The sequence below is a fragment of the Aquirufa sp. OSTEICH-129A genome (assembly GCF_054558355.1).
In genome coordinates, this window is the sequence record NZ_JBPXKC010000003.1 from 398477 (window position 1) to 418779 (window position 20303).

19 protein-coding genes are annotated in these 20303 nt (G+C 38.3%); 8 read left to right on the top strand and 11 right to left on the bottom strand.

Features of this window, described 5'->3' with window-relative positions:
• Window position 1 precedes the first annotated feature (1 nt).
• The 4 genes from SKC36_RS08175 to SKC36_RS08190 all read left to right on the top strand — a co-directional run bounded on the left by SKC36_RS08175 (window position 2) and on the right by SKC36_RS08190 (window position 6349).
• Complete coding sequence (locus SKC36_RS08175; RefSeq protein WP_459465573.1) at window positions 2-1660, top strand: complex I subunit 4 family protein; 1659 nt, start codon at window positions 2-4, stop codon at window positions 1658-1660.
• Between the two features lie 10 nt (window positions 1661-1670).
• The gene (locus tag SKC36_RS08180; protein ID WP_459453295.1) at window positions 1671-2030 is read left to right on the top strand and encodes an NINE protein; all 360 of its coding nucleotides are present in this window, start codon (window positions 1671-1673) and stop codon (window positions 2028-2030) included.
• A gap of 27 nt (window positions 2031-2057) precedes the next feature.
• Window positions 2058-2954: a hydroxypyruvate isomerase family protein gene (locus SKC36_RS08185; protein ID WP_459453294.1), complete on the top strand. Its 897-nt coding sequence runs from the start codon at window positions 2058-2060 to the stop codon at window positions 2952-2954.
• Window positions 2955-3109: 155 nt separating this feature from the next.
• Window positions 3110-6349: a T9SS type A sorting domain-containing protein gene (locus SKC36_RS08190; protein ID WP_459465574.1), complete on the top strand. Its 3240-nt coding sequence runs from the start codon at window positions 3110-3112 to the stop codon at window positions 6347-6349.
• A 79-nt stretch (window positions 6350-6428) separates the two neighbouring features.
• Here the strand turns inward: SKC36_RS08190 and SKC36_RS08195 are convergent, their stop codons facing one another.
• The 8 genes from SKC36_RS08195 to SKC36_RS08230 form a co-directional block, all read right to left on the bottom strand.
• Window positions 6429-7202 carry an SDR family NAD(P)-dependent oxidoreductase gene (locus SKC36_RS08195; protein WP_459465575.1) on the bottom strand — a complete coding sequence of 258 codons (774 nt, stop codon included), beginning with the start codon at window positions 7200-7202 and terminating at the stop codon, window positions 6429-6431.
• A gap of 68 nt (window positions 7203-7270) precedes the next feature.
• Window positions 7271-8965, bottom strand: coding sequence for a tetratricopeptide repeat protein (locus SKC36_RS08200; RefSeq protein WP_459453291.1), 1695 nt, complete (start codon window positions 8963-8965; stop codon window positions 7271-7273).
• A 160-nt stretch (window positions 8966-9125) separates the two neighbouring features.
• The gene (locus SKC36_RS08205; RefSeq protein WP_459465576.1) at window positions 9126-10070 is read right to left on the bottom strand and encodes a PstS family phosphate ABC transporter substrate-binding protein; all 945 of its coding nucleotides are present in this window, start codon (window positions 10068-10070) and stop codon (window positions 9126-9128) included.
• Complete coding sequence (locus tag SKC36_RS08210; RefSeq protein ID WP_459465577.1) at window positions 10060-10302, bottom strand: hypothetical protein; 243 nt, start codon at window positions 10300-10302, stop codon at window positions 10060-10062. The genes SKC36_RS08205 and SKC36_RS08210 overlap by 11 nt, the downstream gene beginning before the upstream one ends.
• 80 nt (window positions 10303-10382) lie before the next feature.
• A complete protein-coding gene (locus tag SKC36_RS08215; protein WP_459465578.1) occupies window positions 10383-11204 on the bottom strand; it encodes an energy transducer TonB in 822 nt (273 codons plus the stop codon).
• Window positions 11205-11248: 44 nt separating this feature from the next.
• The gene (locus tag SKC36_RS08220) at window positions 11249-11764 is read right to left on the bottom strand and encodes an ExbD/TolR family protein (RefSeq protein ID WP_109324017.1); all 516 of its coding nucleotides are present in this window, start codon (window positions 11762-11764) and stop codon (window positions 11249-11251) included.
• A gap of 24 nt (window positions 11765-11788) precedes the next feature.
• Window positions 11789-12394, bottom strand: a complete 606-nt coding sequence (locus SKC36_RS08225) for an ExbD/TolR family protein (protein ID WP_459453287.1) — start codon at window positions 12392-12394, stop codon at window positions 11789-11791.
• A 73-nt stretch (window positions 12395-12467) separates the two neighbouring features.
• The gene (locus SKC36_RS08230) at window positions 12468-13304 is read right to left on the bottom strand and encodes a MotA/TolQ/ExbB proton channel family protein (RefSeq protein ID WP_459453286.1); all 837 of its coding nucleotides are present in this window, start codon (window positions 13302-13304) and stop codon (window positions 12468-12470) included.
• Window positions 13305-13658: 354 nt separating this feature from the next.
• On the opposite strand from SKC36_RS08230, the gene SKC36_RS08235 reads away from it, so the two are divergent.
• Window positions 13659-13988, top strand: coding sequence for a DciA family protein (locus SKC36_RS08235; RefSeq protein ID WP_459465579.1), 330 nt, complete (start codon window positions 13659-13661; stop codon window positions 13986-13988).
• On the opposite strand, the gene SKC36_RS08240 is transcribed toward SKC36_RS08235, so the two are convergent.
• From SKC36_RS08240 to SKC36_RS08250, 3 genes are read right to left on the bottom strand one after another with little or no spacing between them, the layout of a single operon-like run.
• Window positions 13966-15135 carry a glycosyltransferase family 87 protein gene (locus tag SKC36_RS08240; RefSeq protein WP_459465580.1) on the bottom strand — a complete coding sequence of 390 codons (1170 nt, stop codon included), beginning with the start codon at window positions 15133-15135 and terminating at the stop codon, window positions 13966-13968. The genes SKC36_RS08235 and SKC36_RS08240 overlap by 23 nt on opposite strands.
• On the bottom strand, window positions 15125-15919 hold the full coding sequence (locus SKC36_RS08245) for a polysaccharide deacetylase family protein (RefSeq protein ID WP_459453283.1): 795 nt from the start codon (window positions 15917-15919) through the stop codon (window positions 15125-15127). Before SKC36_RS08245 ends, SKC36_RS08240 begins: the two co-directional genes overlap by 11 nt.
• Window positions 15916-16626, bottom strand: coding sequence for a glycosyltransferase family 2 protein (locus SKC36_RS08250; RefSeq protein ID WP_459465581.1), 711 nt, complete (start codon window positions 16624-16626; stop codon window positions 15916-15918). The genes SKC36_RS08245 and SKC36_RS08250 overlap by 4 nt, the downstream gene beginning before the upstream one ends.
• Window positions 16627-16745: 119 nt before the next feature.
• Here SKC36_RS08250 and SKC36_RS08255 point away from each other — a divergent pair, with 119 nt between their 5' ends.
• Genes SKC36_RS08255 through SKC36_RS08265 form a run of 3 tightly spaced genes read left to right on the top strand, consistent with a single transcriptional unit; the run spans window position 16746 to window position 20262 of the window.
• Window positions 16746-17642 (top strand): S66 peptidase family protein, encoded by an 897-nt coding sequence (locus SKC36_RS08255; RefSeq protein WP_459465582.1) that lies wholly within the window; start codon window positions 16746-16748, stop codon window positions 17640-17642.
• A 40-nt stretch (window positions 17643-17682) separates the two neighbouring features.
• Entirely contained in the window at window positions 17683-19221 is a 1539-nt protein-coding gene (locus tag SKC36_RS08260; RefSeq protein WP_459465583.1) for a YifB family Mg chelatase-like AAA ATPase, read from the top strand.
• Window positions 19222-19248: 27 nt separating this feature from the next.
• A complete protein-coding gene (locus SKC36_RS08265; protein WP_459465584.1) occupies window positions 19249-20262 on the top strand; it encodes a hypothetical protein in 1014 nt (337 codons plus the stop codon).
• Window positions 20263-20303: the final 41 nt, after the last annotated feature.

Sequence of the window (20303 nt, forward strand, 5' to 3'; positions counted from 1 at the left end):
AATGGGTTTACCGCTTTTATCATTTATTATTCTTTTACCCCTACTTGGCTCCATAGTTGCAGCCCTGCTGAAATGGGAAAATGGAATTAAACATTGGGCCACCGGCATATCTGTCATTCAATTGTTTGCCCTTTTGTATGCAGGCACGAATTTTGACCAATCAGCCACTTCATTTCAATGGACAGAGGAGCTTACATGGATTCAATTGCCACTAGGATCATTAGGTGAATTTGTCATCAAATATTCTTTAGGCTTAGATGGATTAAGCTTTTTATTAATTGCCTTAACTGGTTTTATATCGTTTTTGGCCATTATCAATTCCCACACGATTCAAGAGAAGAAAGGAGCCTATTTTTCTTTAGTATTATTGTTAAATGCCGCCTTAATGGGTTGCTTTTTATCGCGCGACCTCTTCCTATTTTATGTATTTTTTGAGTTTATGCTTTTACCCATGTATTTTCTCATTGGTATTTGGGGTGGACCTCGTAAAAATTATGCTTCCATTAAGTTCTTCCTATATACCTTAATCGGCTCTCTTTTTATTCTCATCGTCATGCTAGGCATCAGTTTGGCCTACATCGATCCGTATGAAACAGCTAGACACCTTAACTTGATTCAAGAAGGTCAAAATTTTGATTTGGAAGCATTAAAAAATATACAATCGGCCCTATCCAATAAAGAAATTAGTTCCTTTGATTTGGTTCATAGTTTTGATATGCAAGCCTTAAGTGATGTGAATAATTGTCAAACTAGTAGCATTTTACATCCAAATTCAGGTTGGTTACTGAATGGGCTTAGTGCCAGAACTTGGGGATTTTGGCTTTTATTCATTGGTTTTGCCATCAAACTACCCATGGTTCCTTTGCATACCTGGCTTCCAGATGCCCACGTAGAGGCACCAACACCGATTTCCGTTATATTAGCCGGGGTACTTTTAAAAATTGGAGCATATGGTTGGTTGAGAACAGCAATCCCCTTCTTCCCTAAAGAAGCGCTGGAATCGGCCAATATCTTGGCTGCCTTAGGTGCCATTTCCATCATATATGGGGCATACAATGCCCTTGCTATGAGTGATTTAAAAAAACTCGTCGCCTACTCATCCGTGTCTCACATGGGTTTTGTCCTGCTGGGATTAGCCTCCTTTCAAGCGGAAGGGTGGCAAGGAGCTATTTACCAATTAATATCTCATGGTATCCTTTCGTCTCTTTTGTTTCTAGTAGTTGGGGTTTTATATGAAAGGACTCATGATCGTCAAATAGATCATTACTCGGGAATTTCAAGCTTGATGCCCCAATTCACCATCATTTCAGGAATAGCCATTTTTGCTTCTTTAGGTTTACCTGGATTCTCCGGATTTATAGGAGAATTTTTCAGTCTTCTAGGAGCATTTACCAGCCCTTACATACATCCAGCTTGGGCTATTTTAGGAGCCTTTGGTATATTATTGGGAGCGGGATATTTCCTTTGGACATTCCAAAAAATCTATTTAGGCAAGACTCATTTATTTAATTCTTCTTGGAATTTGACAGATTTAACTCGTTTAGAAATATTTAGTTTATTCAGCCTTGGTATATTAAGCATCCTTTTCGGTATATTTCCACAATTAATCTTGGATTGGTCCAAATACTTTGTTTCCAATTTCTTGACAACCCTACCTTAAAGCCAAGCTTATGAACCCTAAATTTTTGCCTTTAATTTCTCAATTTGAATTGGAGGAAATGATTGCTGTTAAACAAAAATTGCAAGATTTAAGTGATAGTCAACAAGAGCAATTTTTGGGTATTTACTTAGCCAGAAGAAGAGATACCTTATTGATTCTTTTGTGCACCCTAATGGGTTTTGTAGGCTTTGCGGGCATTCAACGATTTGTCACCAATCGAATTGGATTAGGACTCCTCTATTTTTTTACGGGAGGTTTGTTGCTGATTGGAACCATTGTGGATTTAGTCAAATACAAAAAAATTGCCTTGAATTATAATTTAAAAGTCTTAGAAGAAACAGGTTTATTAATTGGTACTTGGAGAGGCTAAACATATTTAAAAAGAAAAACCATTACAATGAAAACTACATTTACAAGAAGAGATGTCATCAAGAATTCCGCAGGATTGGCAGGTCTAGGTTTCTTGGGTAATTCCATGGAACACCGATTTAAAGAAGCTGATACCCAAGTAGGAGCGGAATTAAAAGGTAAAGTAAATCACTCGGCATGCCGTTGGTGTTATCAATCCATTCCTTTTGAGGAATTAGTGGTTAATGCGAAAAAAATCGGTTTGCAGTCCATCGAACTTACTGGCCCAGATGAATGGGACATTTTGAAAAAACACGATATGACAGCCGCTATTGGTTGGGGTAAATATCCGGATGGAATGGGATTGCCTAATTTTTTCAATAAGGTAAAAAACCATGACCAATTAGTAGCTTTTTATGAGGATTTAATCCCTCGAGCAGCTAAAGCTGGTGTTAAAAACCTAATTACCTTTTCTGGAAACAGAGACGGGATAAGTGATGAACAAGGATTGTTGAATTGCAAAAAAGGCCTTCAGCGCATCATGAAAACCGCAGAGCGTCACGATGTGACTATCTCGATGGAATTATTAAACTCCAAAGTAAATCACAAAGATTATCAGTGTGACCATACAGAATGGGGAGCTGTCCTTTGCGAAATGGTAGGGTCAGATAAATTTAAATTATTGTACGACATCTACCACATGCAAATCATGGAAGGAGATGTAATTGCAACCATTAAAAAGCATCATCAATATATTTCTCATTACCACACCGGTGGTGTGCCAGGAAGAAATGAAATAGATGAAAGCCAAGAATTAAATTATTCAGCTATCATTAAAGCCATTTATGATACGGGATATAAAGGCTTTATCGGTCAGGAGTTCATTCCTGCTCGTGCCGATAAAATGGCTTCATTGGAACAAGCAGTTAAAATCTGCGATATTTAATTACCAAACTTATGATATTTACGCAAGCTGCTGACATACAACAGCTTGCGTATTTTTTTTGCCAAGGATTTTATAATTCCATGGACTCAGGCCATCTAGGCTTTATCACTTCAGATTAATTCAACTGTTTTGAACTCAACCATGATGAGTTCAAAATGAAAAGGTACTTTATTCTTATCCTATATTGGTTCATTGTTTGGGAAACATGTGGCCAATGTCCTATTATTCAAACCCAACCTTCTTCTCAAACAGATTGTGAAGGAAATAGTATCCGAATGATCGTAAAAAGCGATGGGGATACCTTTCAATGGGAAAAGAAAAGGCCCAATGACAGTCAATTCACCGCAATTTCAGGGGCTAGTAGTGCCAATTATCAAATCAATCCTAGTGGAGGTACTCTTCATCCTTCTGGTACCCTATATCGCGTAAAGGTAAGCAAGAAATCATGCCAGGTTTATTCTCAAGAAGCAAGCATAAGCTTACACAGCATAACATCTATCCTTAACCCAAGTATTTGCGAAAGAGGCAACGGGACCTTAAGTCCACAGATCCCTAGCTCCTCTTTAAGTCAGGTTCAACAATACCAATGGACGCGTTCAATTAATGGAGGTCCATTTGAAGATCTGGTGGATGACTCTAATTTCAGTGGAACCAAGACGAAAGACCTTGTGATTTCTAAGGCACAAATGGCATGGAATAGTCAAAAAATTAAAGCTCGAATTCATTTTGCGATCAGTGCCAATAATGATAATGACGGCTCCATTAATAATGAAAATCAAACCCCTACTTGCCCTAGAACTTCATCAGAAGTAAGCTTACAAATAAAAAATGCACCTATTCCCTCGCATGCCTCCAATCTTTATAAAGGTTGTGTCGATAGCCCTGTCGCCGTTAATTCAACAGGTTGCTCCCCTTACAGTACCTTTTGGTACAATGAACAAGGACAAAAAATTGGAGAAGGTGCTCGAATTATCATACCAAGTGTGGATACGTCACCTCAGCTATTTAAAGCTACTTGTTTTAAAAATGGCTGTGAGAGTCTTGCATCTACGGGTACCTATGCTCAAGGATTCCCTATTCCTGAGGCTCCGCGAAATCTTGGGACACCATCTCAAGTATGTAGTGGCACTCCGATTACCTTCAAAGCTTCAGGAGGAAGTAATAATTTATGGTACCTCAATTCCTCAGACAAAAGTCCAATAAGCACAGCTACCACTATTCTTGTATCTCAAACAACAAATACTGGCCAAGAGAACCTAGAGATTACTCGATGGGTTTCTCAAAAAATCAATGAATGCGAAAGTCCCAAAACAGCAATTCGAGTGAATATAGCCCCAGCTCTGGTAGCAGATGCAGGTGAAAACAAACATATAAAAGGTGATGAATTATATGATACTAAACAATATTCTACGGCGATTCGAGGCAATCCTCCTTATAGTTTTATTTGGTCTACCAGCAATAATACACCCTCGAGTGGCTTACTTGAAAGTAATCCCATCTTTGGCCCATTTCGCTCTTCAGGTTTTGTTACCGTCCAAATCAAAGATCAATCGAATTGTATTGCCAAAGACTCCGTTTACATTCAATGGGAAAATCAAGTCATTAGTCTTCCAAAAGATAGCCTCATCACTCCTACTCTTCCCTCAGATAGTACAACGATAGTCCTCCCTGAACAAAATATAGACCCAAAGGATCCTAGCAATCCTATTTCAGAGGAGAAAATGGACGAAAATTTGGAGCCTCCAATCCCAGTTTGGCATGAGATTTCTTATACCATGGAGCCATTGTGCCAACAGGATGCTTACAAAATACAGGTCCAAGGCTGCCCGGGAAATGTCATGTATTTTAATCAATATGGGCCAGAACAAATGCGTGCACAGGGTGCCGAATGGATTGTAGATGCCCGTTATGAACTTTTTGTCCAAATCCGCTGCTCTGACCCCAATAGTAATACCATTAACGTAAGAATCCCCGTCTTAAAAAAACCTAGTATTCCGATTATCAAAAATTTTGATGCCTATGTTTGTCAAGGCCAAATAGCTCAGATTGAAATTGATCATTGGTACAAAAATCAGTTCATTGGCTGGGAAAAGGATGGACATTTTTTTTCGGAAGCCTTTATTCTACATCAAGAATTAGAGCAAGGACAATACCAGGCAATTATTCAGCAAGGAACATGTTTTTACCGAAGTGAGCCATTAGATCTCATCGTCCGAATTGCCCCACCTGCTACTCATATTATTGCTACTAAAATATCGCTTTGCCTTCAAGATACTAGTCGCTTGTCCATAAGTCAGGATTATCCTCATGTCCGATGGAAAAATGGCGAAAGAAATAAAAGTATTAGTTTTCTAGCCCAAAAACCTGGCCCATTTGAATTCCAAGTTCAAATTAGTCAAGACCAACAATGTTGGTCTGATTGGTCAGACCCTTTTCAAATTATGGTACATGAAAACCCCAAGCCACCAAGCATTTTAGCATCTCCATCCTTGGGATTTTGTCAAGGTGATTCCATTCAACTACAAGTACCTTCCCATTTCACTAACTATCAATGGAATACAGGTAATTCATTGCCAATAAACGAGGTACGTAAACCTGGATGGTATTGGCTGAAAGTACAAAATCAATTTGGGTGTTGGTCCATCCCAAGTGATTCTGTACATACCTATTTTTATCCAGAAGAACCTAGCCCTATTATACAGGCGATACCCTCTAGGCAATTTTGTTCTGGGGAAAGCATTGAATTAATAAGTAGTACAGCTCATGCCTATAAGTGGAAAAATGGTGATACAAGCGATCGAATTAAAATCACTGACTCTGGAAGTTATTGGCTAAAAACCCGCAATCAATATGGATGCTGGTCAAATAGAAGTGAAGAAATTCAAACTTACCGAAGAGAAAACCCATTAATACCCGCCATTAAAAAGAACGGGGTTTATTTCCTTGAGGCTATCAATATTGATCAGCCAGACCGCTATGAATGGAAAAAAGATCAACAACTTTTACACGATTTCGCTTCCATCATAAAAGCACGAGAAGCGGGGCTTTATGAGGTTAGGGCACTAAAACAATTTGACCTTTCAGCGACAAAAAGCATCATTTGCTATTCTCCCTTTCAAAAAATCAGTATGACCATACCCGAATTTTTTCAAGGATTTTCGGTATTCCCCAATCCCAACAAAAATGGATTATTACAATTAGAACTACTGGAAGATATCTCCGATGCCTCGGCTTATATTTTCGATTTCTTAGGAAATGAAATCATTGCTTACCAACTTCCAGCAAGCTCACAACCCATGGCGGTACAACTACCTAAAATTCCTGCTGGAACCTATATATTAAGAATCATTGCCCCAAATTTTAGCAAAGATAAATTGATCATTATTAGTCCTTAATCATCCACCAACATGCCCATAAAATAAGCGTGGCCCCTGAAGGGCCACGCATGATCTAATTCACTAGATGAATATGAACCTATTCATAAATTCCTTTAGCTACTTTCTCGCTTAAGGATTTAGGCATCAACCACGCTAAAGTGGCACCCAGTTTATTGATAAAACCTGTAATTACCTCAGGCTTATGAGCAAATAAGCCTTCCACAGCCAGACGAGCTACATCCTTGGGCGTCATGACAACCTTTTCCGCAGCCTTTCTAGCCTTAGCCTGTAAATTAGCTCGGTCATTGAAATTCGTAGAAGTGGCGCCTGGGCTAACCACGGTAACTTGAATTCCTTTAGATTTCCATTCATGGTATAAGCCACGAGAAAAATTTAACACAAATACCTTACTGGCGGCATACAAGCTCATCAATGGAATAGCTTGGTAAGCCGTGGAGCTTGCAATATTTAATATATAGGCTTGGCCCTTACCTTGTAATAGTGGGAAAAATAGATAACATGCTTCCGTCAATGCATTCATATTAACCTGCATCATTTGTTGATTTTCTTCCCAAGAATAAGATTCAAAAGCACCCACTAAACCATAGCCTGCATTATTGACTAATATCCGTACATCAACTTGTTTTTCTAGTACCCATTCATAGAGCTGAGACACAGCACCAGGCTGAGATAAATCCAATGGCAAATAATCAACATCGAGAGAAAATTTCGACTTGATTTCATCGCTAACTTGATGTAGCTCTTGGGCATTTCGGGCTATTAACAATAAATGATATCCTCTGGCAGCTAATTCCAAAGCTATTTCTTTTCCTATTCCCTTGCTAGCGCCGGTAACAATTGCGTATGACATAATGTATTTAAATTAATTGTTGATCGTGTTAAAAATAAAAAGCTGCATGAAGCAGCTTTTTATTTCATTTATTTCTTCGGTGCGGCAGCTGGTGCAGCTGGAGCAGGATTGAAATAGGCTTTAATATCTGGATCATCTGGTTTGATCTCCTGAGCTTTTGTAAATAACTCTTTTACTTTAGCTTCATCTTTGGTAACCGATAAATGATAACCACCTAAGAATTTAAGTGCCTCAAATAATTGGTTTTTATCTTCTTTGTACTGAGTACTTTTTTCAGCTTTTTGTTGCTCTACTGAAGCTAAAAACTTCTCGTAGTAAGGAGCACCTAACCATTTAGTACCTGTGTAGTCGATGAAGTTATTGGCACGAGCACGATTAATATAGAATGGAGGCCATTTGTCATTAATCTCAATCGCTTTAGCAAACATAGAATCAGCTCTCATAGCCATAGCCGGACGACCTAATGTATCTGCACGATCCATGTAAGCAGAAGTCAAATAAAGATCCATAGCAACTTTAAAATAATCACCAGAACCTACAGTTTGATTTTTCTTCTTCTTCCAATCGATACTTCCTAATCCTGCCTTAGCAGCATCTGCATATCTTTTTTGCTTGTAACGAACATCGTGGATGATAGAATACACATTGTTATTAGTATCTAATGGAGCAGCTCTCTCAAGATAAATTAAGGCAATAGAATCTTTACCTAAACCTTGATATCCTTTTCCAAAATACAAATCATCCATAAAATAAGGCTTAACACCCTTTTTCACCATACCATCAAGGTTTTCAATACCTTGTTGGAAATTACCCATTTCAACGTTAGCATATCCACGCATACGGTAAATGTCATTGTCTTTTACCCCTTTCTTGTCAGCCTCATCAGTAAACTTCATAGCTCCTTCATAGTCCTTAGAAAGGAATAATAATTTGGCCGTTTCTAAGGTAACCTCAGGAGTAGCTTCTGCCTTTTCTAAATACTTTCTGAAATAACGAGATGCGTTTTTGTACTGGTTACCTACGATTAAATATTCACCATAACGACGGTGAGCTGGAGCAAAGTTAGAGTCTAAATCAATAGCCTCTTTGTAACGAGCTTGTGTTTCTTTGTAGTTTTTACCACGTAAATACACAGTACCAATCTTCACTTTTGCCTTAACATTTCTAGGATCTTGCAATAAAGCTTGCTCATAAGCGGTAACAGCATTACCACCATCATTCTTAATTAAGTAAGCATCTCCTTTAACAATGTATTGCGCCGGGCTAGGTACCTTTTTCGTTTTCTCTTGAATTAAATCAATCAGACGAATAGCCTCCGCTGGATCATTGTTATTAGCATTGAAGCTATCTTCTTTACCTAAGACATAAAACATCTCGTAAGCCTCAGCGATACGGTGCAATACATCTGGATTTTTTTCTTTGGTCTCTTTGATAATACGATCAAATTCAACCTTGGCTGCAGTCACATTATTTTGACCTACCAAAATAGATGCTAAACCTACTTGATTCAAATAGTTTTTAGGATCAGCTGCTTTACCTTTTTCAAAGGCGGCTTTCGCATTATCCCAATCACGAAGATTCAAGTAATAATAGCCTAGGAAATAGTAGTTCTCACCAGTAGGAGCTGAAGCCACTAAAGATTCAAATACCTGTTTGGCTCTACTTGGCTGATGACGATCTAAAAAATGCAAACCATCTTGGATTGTTTGCCCGAAGGCCACATTGGATACTAATAATCCCAAACCCAGTATCCACGATTTCATTTTCTTCATTGTTAATTTAAATTAATTGCGATTCTTAATAATTATCAGGCCTTAAATTGAAATAATTCAATAAAATATCGTAAAAGTTTAGTTTTTTACGAACTACAAAATTAATTATAATTCTTCAATATTTTATTAGACAATGTCAATTAAATATGTCCTATTGGCTAATTTGATACTGTCTAATCGTGATAGGTCGGGTCAGAGGGATTAATCCAGCCTTCAAAACAATCAGCTGGCCCATATCTCCACACACATAATTAACAAATCCAGTACCCAATCCCATGTGTGACTCTTTCAGAATAATTTTCACATCTCTACGTAACGGGTATTTTTTCAATGCCAAATTATAGCCAAAGGGTTGATAAAAATCCCCCGCATTTTTACTATTTTTTTCGCCGACGGACATCACATTGACAGAACGAATAAAACCCAAAGATGTTGGATTATCTCCATCGCTAATCCAATTAGAGCCAATGATGCCAAGGGCATTTTTATGAGATTTAACGTATTCAATAACTGCTTTATTGGATCCTGCAGCAAATATGGGTAGTGGTTTATTGGTATCTAGTCCAAACTTGTCGACCAAAAATTTAATATTACTGGAATTAGCTTTATCTACTACCAGCGAAACTTCACCTCGGATGCCTTTAGCTCCTAAAGACTCCCACGTTTTATTCTCTCCTGTCAACAATGATTTTAATGCAGGCAAGGCAATTAAGGTATCCACATTTTGAGGATGTACTAACAAAGCAAGCCCATCAGCCGCAAAATTATAACTGCGGTAAGTAACTTTTTCCCTAGTAAATATTTCCTTTTCCTTTTCTGTCAAATCACGGGTAACTACTACGGCACGCACTTTCTCATTCAGCAAATCGGCGATGGCCTCATTTTCTGCATGGAAATCAAAATTAATTTTAGCAAAGTGGTAATTATTTTCAAAGGCGGTTTTTTCAGCCAACAACAAAGGTTGAAATGATTCATCAACAGCTACTGAGATTTCCCCTTGAGCTGGGCCATCAGAAAATTTATTTTCCTTGGATTTGTTACAAGAAAAAATAGGGGCTAATAGTAACAAGCAAAGCCCAATTGATTTAATCTTCATAATTGCCATAATCTGGATCTTTTGTTTCACTAACATATAAAAAAGCACGCCAAATACGAAATAATCCGTACAGCATGAACAATATACCCAACCAAAATGTGGTTGGCATATCCATCAAAATACCTAATTGGAATTCAGACCAGAATCCAATGTAATAGCCTAATAAAAAATAAGCAATTGCGGCAAAAAAACGAAAAAAGACGTTAATCCAAACTGCAACAGGACGTGCCATGATTAAAACGGATAATGGTTAAACAATCAGACCTGCCAAATAAGAAATTTAGCAGGTCTGAAGTATGAATGGAAATTCGATTATTCGGAAAGTACGAATGTAATCGGTTGAGTGAATCGTGAACGTACCGCACGACCTGACTGTTTACCAGGGGTCCATTTAGGTACAGACTTAATTACACGTACCGCTTCTTCGTCGCAACCAAATCCTACAGATTTCAATACAGTAACATCTTGGATAGAACCATCCGTATTAACTACGAATTGAACATATACTTTACCGCCTACGTTAGCACGCTGAGCAGCAGATGGGTACTTTAAGTTTTTCTGCAAGAAACGTCCGAAAGCCGCAGGTCCACCAGGGAATTCTGCTTGTTGCTCTACCGCTGTAAAGATTTCATCTTCAGCAGGTTTTGGCGGCTCAACTGGCTCTTCTTTTCCTTTAGCATCTGGATCCACTGGAGGTTCGTAATTCTCCGTTTCACCTTTTACTGTTTCGTTAGCTGTATTACCACGTACCTCTTCTGGTGGTGGCTCCGGCTTAGTTACCTCTTCATCATGCTTGATTTCAGGAGGTAAGAATTTAGTTGTCGTCACCTTTGGAATTTCTTTTGGTGGTGGCGGCGGTGGTGGCGGTGGCAACTCTACCTTCTTTTGTGGAGGAGGAGTGTCCAATTTCATTACTTCGGCTGTCACCTCTGTTTTCTCAGTATTAGAGGCAGTTAACTGTTTCCAGAATGCTGCCAATAACAATGCACCAACAAAAAGTGCTGAGCCTAGTAATACAGACCGCTTGATGACCTTAGGATACGTCGTCCTTAAAAGAAAAGCACCATACTCACGGTTCTTATCTTTAAAGATAATGTCATCTAATGTAGCATCTTGGCTTATTACTTGTGACATAGTTTATGTTATTTAAAAATTAATTTAAAAGGCTTTCGACCTAATTACTTACCTGAACGTTTGATTAAGGCTTCAGTATCTGGATCAATTTCTAATAGCGCGTAACGCTTGTTATTAGTAATTGCACATTCGTCCAACATATCTACCATATTACGGTATTTTGCTTTTTTTGTTGGTTTAATTACCAGAGTAAAGTTGCTACCAACTTTAGCCTTCAAATCCGCGATAACTTTACGGATTCCCGTGTCAGAATAATCGGTCACCTCTAACTTGGTGCCTGCTTCAGTTGGGATACCTTGGTAGTAATACACCTTGTTCTCATCTGGACACACAGTAAGTGTTTCAGATAATTTTACAGGTGATGTTTCCTTTGTATCCGTTTTATCAGGCATGTTTAATTGCATGGTAACGGGCTTTGCCAACGTAGTCGTCAACATAAAGAAAGTGATAAGAAGGAAGCCTAAGTCCACCATAGGTGTCATGTCAATTTTGGTTGACATTTTTTTACTTCGCTTCTTCCCGCCTTTCTTACCCCCACCGGAGCTATCTATTTCTGCCATTTCTTTTTCGAATTAGAATGTAAATTATTTTGGTTTATTCTCAGGAGCTGTAATCAACTGGAAGATATTAATGTTCTGAGCTTGTAATGTACCGATAATATCAGCAAATACTTTGTAGCTAGAATTTTGATCTCCTTTGATAGCAACCTTCAACTCTGGATTTGATAATTTCGCGTATCCAACCCAATAGGATAATTCATTATTCGATGAATCAATAGGGATACCCTTAATAAATCCTTTATCCTTAGCTTCTGAAGGTTTCATATTCAACACCTGACGCATCGCACCAGCAGGGTATCCGACGATTTCAGAACTCATGTAGTTCTTCTTCATTTCGCCTGTCAAAGCAACTCCATAGCGATTAGCCATGCGCTCTAACATAAATTCCCTAGCCATTTGATCATCAGTTGCCAAATAAACCCCTCCCTCATTGGAAACACTGATGGTTAACATACCATCCTTCGTATTCAGAGCTTTCTCTGAAATAGATGATGGTGGTGTAATCGTAACTGCCTCTTCTGGACGGAACTTCGCGGTTAACATGAAGAACGTAAGCAGAAGAAAAGCCACGTCACACATCGCTGTCATATCGAGTGAAACACTATGTCGTTTGGCTTTAACTTTTGGCATAACAATTTTTATTTTGAACGGTGAAAAAAATGATAAATCGAAATGAATAACTCATTTCGCATTGGTTCAAATATTAATTGTGATGCGTAGCATAGTTTTGGTTAACGCTCAAACCAATCTCATCAATGCTATAAGTTAACTCATCAATTTTAGATGTGAAAACGTTGTAAGCAATGATACAGATAGCTGAAGTACCAATACCCAATGCAGTATTTACAAGAGCCTCAGAGATACCGTTTGCCAAAGCAGATGCATCTGTTGATCCTCCTGAGTTACCTAATGCAGAGAACGCCTTGATCATACCAACTACCGTTCCTAATAGACCCAATAAAGTTGATACAGACGCTAAAGTTGCAATGATAGTCAAGTTTTTCTCCAACATTGGTAATTCCAATGAAGTAGCTTCTTCTACCTCTTTGCTTAAAGCTGATAATTTTTGCTCTTTATCTAAAGAACCATCAGAAATCAATTGCTTGTACTTCTTAACAGCAGAAAGAGTTACGTTACCTACTGAACCTTTTTGTTTTTCGCAAGCTTTCAAAGCACCTTCAACATCATCTTTATCTAAAGATGCTTGGATACCACGAACGAATGCATTAACATCACCAGTTCCTTTTGCTTTACCAATTGTAACTAAACGCTCAATTGAGAATGTTAAAGCTGTCAAGAAACAAGTCATTAACACGGGCACAATCACACCACCTTTGTACACGATACCAAAGTAATCGCCTGGAATTGGGTGTCCTTCATTGGTTCCACCTTCGAAGTGAGAGCCATCACCCATAATGAATTGGAAAATCAATAATGCAATGACAAATAGGATGACAAGAATTAAACCTGCTGGAATTCCGCCAGATTTTTTTTGGGGTGCAGCTGGCTTAGCAGCTGGCTTTGGTTGTTGTGTACTCATTAGTTTGGTAATTTGGGGTTAAAGAATTATTTAAAAATAAAACTCGCGAAAATACAACGTAGCAGTTTTCATAGATTTCTAAGCGTCCGCTGTTTTTTTCAGTAAAGGCAAAAGTAATGCAATTCTTAATTAATTTTTACACGGGTTTATCTAAAAAGTTCTCATTTTTTTCATATCACCCAAGTGCCTATTGTACTATCCTGATATTTTAAACTAAATATGTCACTTTATTAGGTACTTTTTCGAGAATTAAAAAATTAAAAAAAAATGAAAAAAAATTAATTTAAACCCCAAATTCAATGAAAGTCCCCCATAAAAATTCTAACTTTAAACACTAAAACAACCTTTTATCACATGGATTCTCCCTTTTATCCAAAACGCCTCAAACCCTCTACACGCAAGGAATCTAGTCATTCTTTAAAGGAGGTAATTGAGTCCATGCTCAAGGTGTATCAAATACAGGGGAAATACCAAGAAACGTTCGTTAGTGCACACTGGGAGGAAATCATGGGGAAACCCATTGCTGCCCGTACCCAAAAAGTCTATGTTCACCAACAAAAATTATTTGTTCAAATCAATTCAGCACCTCTTAAAAAGGAGCTGATGATGGCCAAAGAAAAATTGATTGACCTCATCAATAAACACGCTAAATCTGATTTAATTAAGGATGTAGTGTTTCTTTAGGCTCTTGCCTGTCTAAATCCCAGGCAATGGAGAGCCAAACCAAGAATAAGGGCAATATCATTAAGCCCAAAGGATTTATCCATTCATTTCTCAACCAGGTAGGAAATAAATCCGTTGGTGAAAAACTCGAAATCAACAAAGTAAAAACCAATAAGGTCCATCTGGCTTTGCTTTTTTCTCCTAAAACAAACCAAATTCCCACCCCTGGAAATGCCATAATCAGCGTCGGAGATTCTGTACCGGTACTCGCTAACATGAGATAAATGCTTACAAAGGCCACTATCCTCAACTGAAATGCCAGATCCTTCCATTTGCTTATCTGAAAAAACACCAGCAGATTTACTATCATAGAGGGTAGTAAAAACCATAAATTGGATAGGCTTCCGTCTCCCGTCCAGCGACGAATCATTCCCATCACGCATACATCTGTACGTAAGTTCTTGATGTCGACATTTAGGTCATTTTTATGTGCCAATACTTCTTTCCAACCCCAATAAGTAGACAAGCCATAATCCCAACCTCCCAAAATCAAGGGGATAATCAAAATCAGTAACATCCAAAAAATCAAATATCCTGCCAAACGAAGCGGATTTTTAGAAAAAAAGAAAAAAGCTAAGCCTACTATTCCGTACAGCTTGATGCAAATTCCCAACACAATCCACAAGGCAGCCCAAGAATCTTGCCCTCGATTGATGCAGATATAGCTCCAAAGAATCAGGGCTATACACAGGGGATGAAATTGCGTATTCAGCAGTGCCGTCATGGTGGAATTCAAGATAATCCAAACAATAGCCACTCGTTTTTTTTCGTCCAAGGGCAAATTCCAAACTGCCAGAAAAAGCACCAATGCATTGACCATATTCCAAACACTCACACTTACTACCGTAGGTAAAAAGGCAAATGGTGCCATCAAAATGGCGAAAATGGGGCCATATAGATATAAATCGAAGTATTCCTTAGGGTATTCCAAGTACAAAGGTATTCTTTGCAAAAAGTGTCCATAGCTCGATTTGAAAATTATAAAATTGTTGATATGCGAATGAAGCTCTCCTTGGTAATACTGCTTGATGCCTGTAAAAAGACCTGCCAATAACCATAGACCCAATAAAAACTCGTAACGAGCATAAAAAGCTGGCTTATTTTCCATTTTCCAATTGCTTTACAAATTTTTGCATCGTCATGAACTCTCCCAATCCTTCCTTTTGGAGATATAAAATCAACGATTTCAATTTGGCTACTAATTCCCCTTGAGAACCTCGACTCACATGAGCGGGTAAAGGATATTTAGACAAATCCGCAAACTCCCAAGGATGAAAATATAAATTGAGAAAACCATGCTTCTTTAATGTATCCTTACAGAGTTGCTTAAAAACAAACAATGGGAAGTTTTTAAAAGCCAACCAAAACAGTGGTATTCTAAAATTAGGGCTTACTGAAGCTGGGATATTCCAAAGTCCCTTTTCAAAAAATGGTAGCTTCGAAGCTTTTAAATGATTATACCTTCCGGGAATCCAAGTTGGGTTTAACGAAGAATGATATTGGTAGCCGGCTTGTAAAATATCTGCCTCCTCTACATGTTGCATTCTGGCCATTCTAAAACCTATTACTTTTCTAGCACTTAATTCTTCCAAAAGTAAACGGGAAGCCAACAAATCTGTTTTTGGGTCAAACTTACTATGATAAAATCCATGGGACGCCAATTCATGTGAAGCATCAAGATCTTTTATCCACTCTGGATGATGCTGTGCATAAACTCCCGTGCAAAATATGGTGCAGGGCACATGGGTATCTGAAATAACCTGCATGAATTGTTCCAAACCTTTTCTGGATTGAGCCAATTGCTCTTCTAAGCCAATTTCGTAGCCATATTCTAGAGGAATATCACATTCTTCTACATCAATTGTCAAAAGTATGGCTGGGCTTGATTTCATTTAGAGAAGAATCCTCGGATTAAAATGGAGGCAAAATTAATTAATTCCGTAAGTATCGTTTTAGGCTTCATGGTTGAAAAATGAATTCCTTCACGCACCTGGACATAAATCCACTCCATTTGTATATCTTTTTGTTTGGACACTAATACCAAAAATTCCATATCAAAGAGGAATGCGGCAATCTTAGTTTTCAAAAACAATTCTTTGCCTTTGGCATTAAATCCTTTAAGCCCTGATTGTGTGTCCTTCACTTTTAATCCTGGGAAAAACAAATAATTCATCAATTTTAAGGATAGGGAAAATATTTTTCTCCAAAAGGGTAATTGATCGTAATATTGCTCATCTCGAACACCAACTACAACATCTACCTTACCTTCTGCTAATCTTCGACACATTTCCCAAGCATTCTCCATTTTGTAGGGATAATCTGCATCTGTGTAAATGACTAAATCACCTTGACATTGTTTAATCGCGTGCCTTAAGGCTCCACCCTTTCCTAAATTTTGACTTAATTTAATAAATGTAAAATGAGAGATAGATTCCTGTAATTTCTTAATGTCTTCCTCATACACCCCATGCTTACTCCCATCATCCACCACATAAACAGCTACCATTAGCCCTTGAGGAATTTTTGACATAAAAAGGGCATAATGACCTATCAAATCCTCTGCCCATCCAGCATGGGGATTGTAACATGGATGTACCATGTCTAGGCTTATATTTGTGTTTAAAGTAGTCAAAAAAGGATTCTTTTTGCAATAATACGAAAATTAAACCTTGGGTTGAAAAGAAAAATAATTCATATTTGTCTACCATTCTAATAATTATGAAAACTCCACCTCTATTACATCCTGGCGATGAAGTGATTTTGGTATCCCCTGCGTCTCATCCAAAGAGTGATCAGTGGAAGCAAGGAGTGGAAGTTTTAGAGTCTTGGGGTTTAAAAGTCCGACTAGCGCCGCACGCCTTATCTCATTATTTTGGATTTGGTGGAAGCGACGAAGAAAGACGTAGTGATTTTCAATTGGCTTTAGATGACCCATCCATTAAAGCAATTTTCCCCATACGGGGAGGATATGGTTCTAGTCGCATTATAGATCAATTAAACTTTGATTTATTTGTAAAAAATCCAAAATGGATTGTTGGCTTTTCAGACATTACTGCCATCCTGAATCATGTGGCTAATTTACAAATAGCCAGCATTCATGGACCCATGCCACATAATTTCTGCCAAGTGGGTGGAGATGAGGCTTTGGAAAATCTCCGCACTTTACTTTTTGAAGGAAAAACCCATATCGAGATTGATGCCGAAGCCGATAATAGAATAGGCCAGGCAGAAGCTGTCATAATTGGTGGGAATTTATCACTCATCGTTCACCTCATTGGTAGCACCAGCTTAGCCGAATTCAGCAACAAGATATTATTACTAGAAGATGTCGGTGAAAATTTATACCATATTGACCGCATGGTATTGCAATTAAAAAGAGCTGGATTGTTGGACCATTTAGCTGGTTTATTGGTAGGAGGATTTAGTGATTGTAAAGAAGCTGGCCTTAGTGTAGGTAAAAATCTCAATCAAATTATTTTAGACCATACCGCTGGGACTTCATATCCCATTGCATTTGAATTTCCTTCTGGACACATAGCCCAAAATTTTCCCTTGGTATTTGGCAAAAAAATCAAGCTCTTGGTAAATGAAAGCAAAGTCCAACTAACTGATTAAGTCGCATTACTTTTCCCATTAATTTTCCTAACAAAAAACGATGTTAGCTAAAACGTATGGGTGCGCTGTATTTGGGGTATCTGCCAACCTCATTACCATAGAAACACATGTAGGACAAGGAAGTAAATGCTATTTGGTAGGTCTTCCTGATTCAACCATCAAAGAATCGATTCAGCGGGTAGAATCTGCCTTGAAAAACACAGGATTTTTTTTCCCAAGGAGAAAGGTCATCATTAATTTAGCCCCTGCTGATATCCGCAAGGAGGGCTCTGCCTATGATTTGCCAATCGCTCTCTCTATTTTAGAGGCATCAGAGCAAGTGGAATTAAAAGGATTGGAAGAATACGTCATCATGGGTGAATTAGCGCTTGATGGAACTATTAGACCTATCAAAGGTGCATTACCCATTGCCTTGGAAGCTAAAAGCAGAGGAATCACTAAACTTATTTTACCGGAGGAAAATGCCATTGAAGCCGCTATGGTTGAGGGCATTGAAGTATTTGGATTAAGCCACTTGAGGGAAACGGTTCAATTCATTCGAAATAAAATTAAACTAGCCCCTACCCAAGTAGACGTGCAAACTTTATTCAGCCAATCGCATGATTTATTTGATATTGATTTTTCTCAGGTTCAAGGTCAAGAGGGCGTAAAAAGGGCCTTTGAAATTGCAGCAGCTGGGGGCCATAACCTCATCATGATTGGTCCTCCTGGAGCTGGTAAAACCATGTTAGCCAAAAGACTTCCAACAATCCTCCCTCCTTTTTCATTACCTGAGGCCCTAGAGGTCACCAAAATACATTCAGTAGCAGGAAAATTAATGGGAAAGCATTCATTACTAACTCATCGACCTTTCAGAAGTCCACACCATACGATTTCCAATGCGGCCTTGGTGGGTGGGGGTTCATTTCCTCAACCAGGAGAAATTTCATTAGCCCATCATGGCGTGTTGTTTCTGGATGAGCTTCCTGAATTTAACCGAAATGCTTTGGAAGTAATGCGCCAGCCCTTAGAAGATCGAAAAGTTTTTATCTCTAGAGCCAAATGGTCATTGGAATTCCCAGCCAATTTTATGCTGGTCGCTAGTATGAATCCTTGTCCATGTGGCTATTACAATCATCCGAATAAAGATTGTGTTTGCGGGCCAGGTCAAGTGCAACGCTATTTAAATCGAATTTCGGGACCTTTACTCGATCGGATCGACATGCACATTGAAATAGTACCGGTGCAATTTGAAGAAATGAGTACAGGACGTGCCGCGGAGCCCAGTGAGCATGTTCGAAAAAGAGTTATAGAAGCTAGAAAAATTCAACAAAATCGATTTATCCCATTTCCGAAAATACATTCGAATGCCATGATGACAAGTTCGCAAGTCAATGAATATTGCCAACTGGATGAATCATCGCAGCAATTGCTGTCTGTAGCAATGGATAAATTACAACTTTCAGCTAGGGCCTTTGATAAAATAAGAAAAGTAGCTCGAACAATCGCTGATTTGGCTATGTCTGAGCAAATTAAAACGGAACACATCGCCGAGGCAATTACCTACCGAAATTTAGATAGAGAAAATTGGGCGGGATAATGTATTTTTGAAGAAAAATATTCCAATATGCGCCTGTCCTTTTTGATACTTTTCGCTTGTTTGAGCATTTCAGCCCCTACTTGGGCACAGAAAATTGATCAGAATAAGTCTTTCCGACCGATTATTCCTATGGAGGAAATTTTCAAAAAGGCAGAAAAGGAAAATAAACCCATCTTTTTTGAAGCTTTTTTACCTTCATGCTCGCATTGCATTGCCTACGATAAAACCTTAGGTCAGCCTGCCATCAAGACATATTTGGATTTGAATTTTCATGCCTATCAATTGGATTTAAGCAAACGAGAAAATAATGCCTTTTTACGTTCTCGAAAAATCTTTATTCCATCTACTCCTTCTTTTATTGTCTTTTCTCCCCAAGGAAAAGTATGGAACATTGAACCAGTTGGAGAAGCCACCAATTCGGTGAATGGTATTATTCAATTATTGGATGCTGCCAAAAATCCTTTAAAAAACCAATCTCAATTGTTGGAGCGCTACTTAGCAGGCGAAAGAAATAAAGAAAACATGATTTCCGCCGCCTATTTCACTCGCTTGAGTTTAGATACCATGAAAAATGTGGGATTAGTGAATGACTTGGTTAAAATGATAAAACCTGAGGAATTTGAAAGCCAAACTAGCTTTCTATTGATCCAAAAGGTCATGATGGATGAAGAAAATGCCTTGTTCCAACATTTCATTACCCACATTAAAAACTATGAAAGTAAATATGACAGTATGGAGGTCAAGCAGACGGCCGAAAATACCATCATGACAAGCATATACAGTAGTAGGGCAAGGTCTTTTAGCCCCGAAAGACTACAAAAATTAAAGAGTGGTTTACAAGCTATTGGATTAAAACCGCAGCAAATTGCGGCACGTTTTATCTACCTCGAGGTTTTGATTGATTTGGATAAAAAATTAGTCGAGCAGGCAGTAACTAGAGTAAAAAACTTTTACGGAGGTAAGGCCATTCCTGAGAAAGAAAAAGAGTTTTGGTGTAAACTGTTAAAAAAGCCAGGAAGCACGGAATGCTTACTTCCTTAAATCCACTCAAAATACATAAAAACCTAAGGAGTTGAATTGTT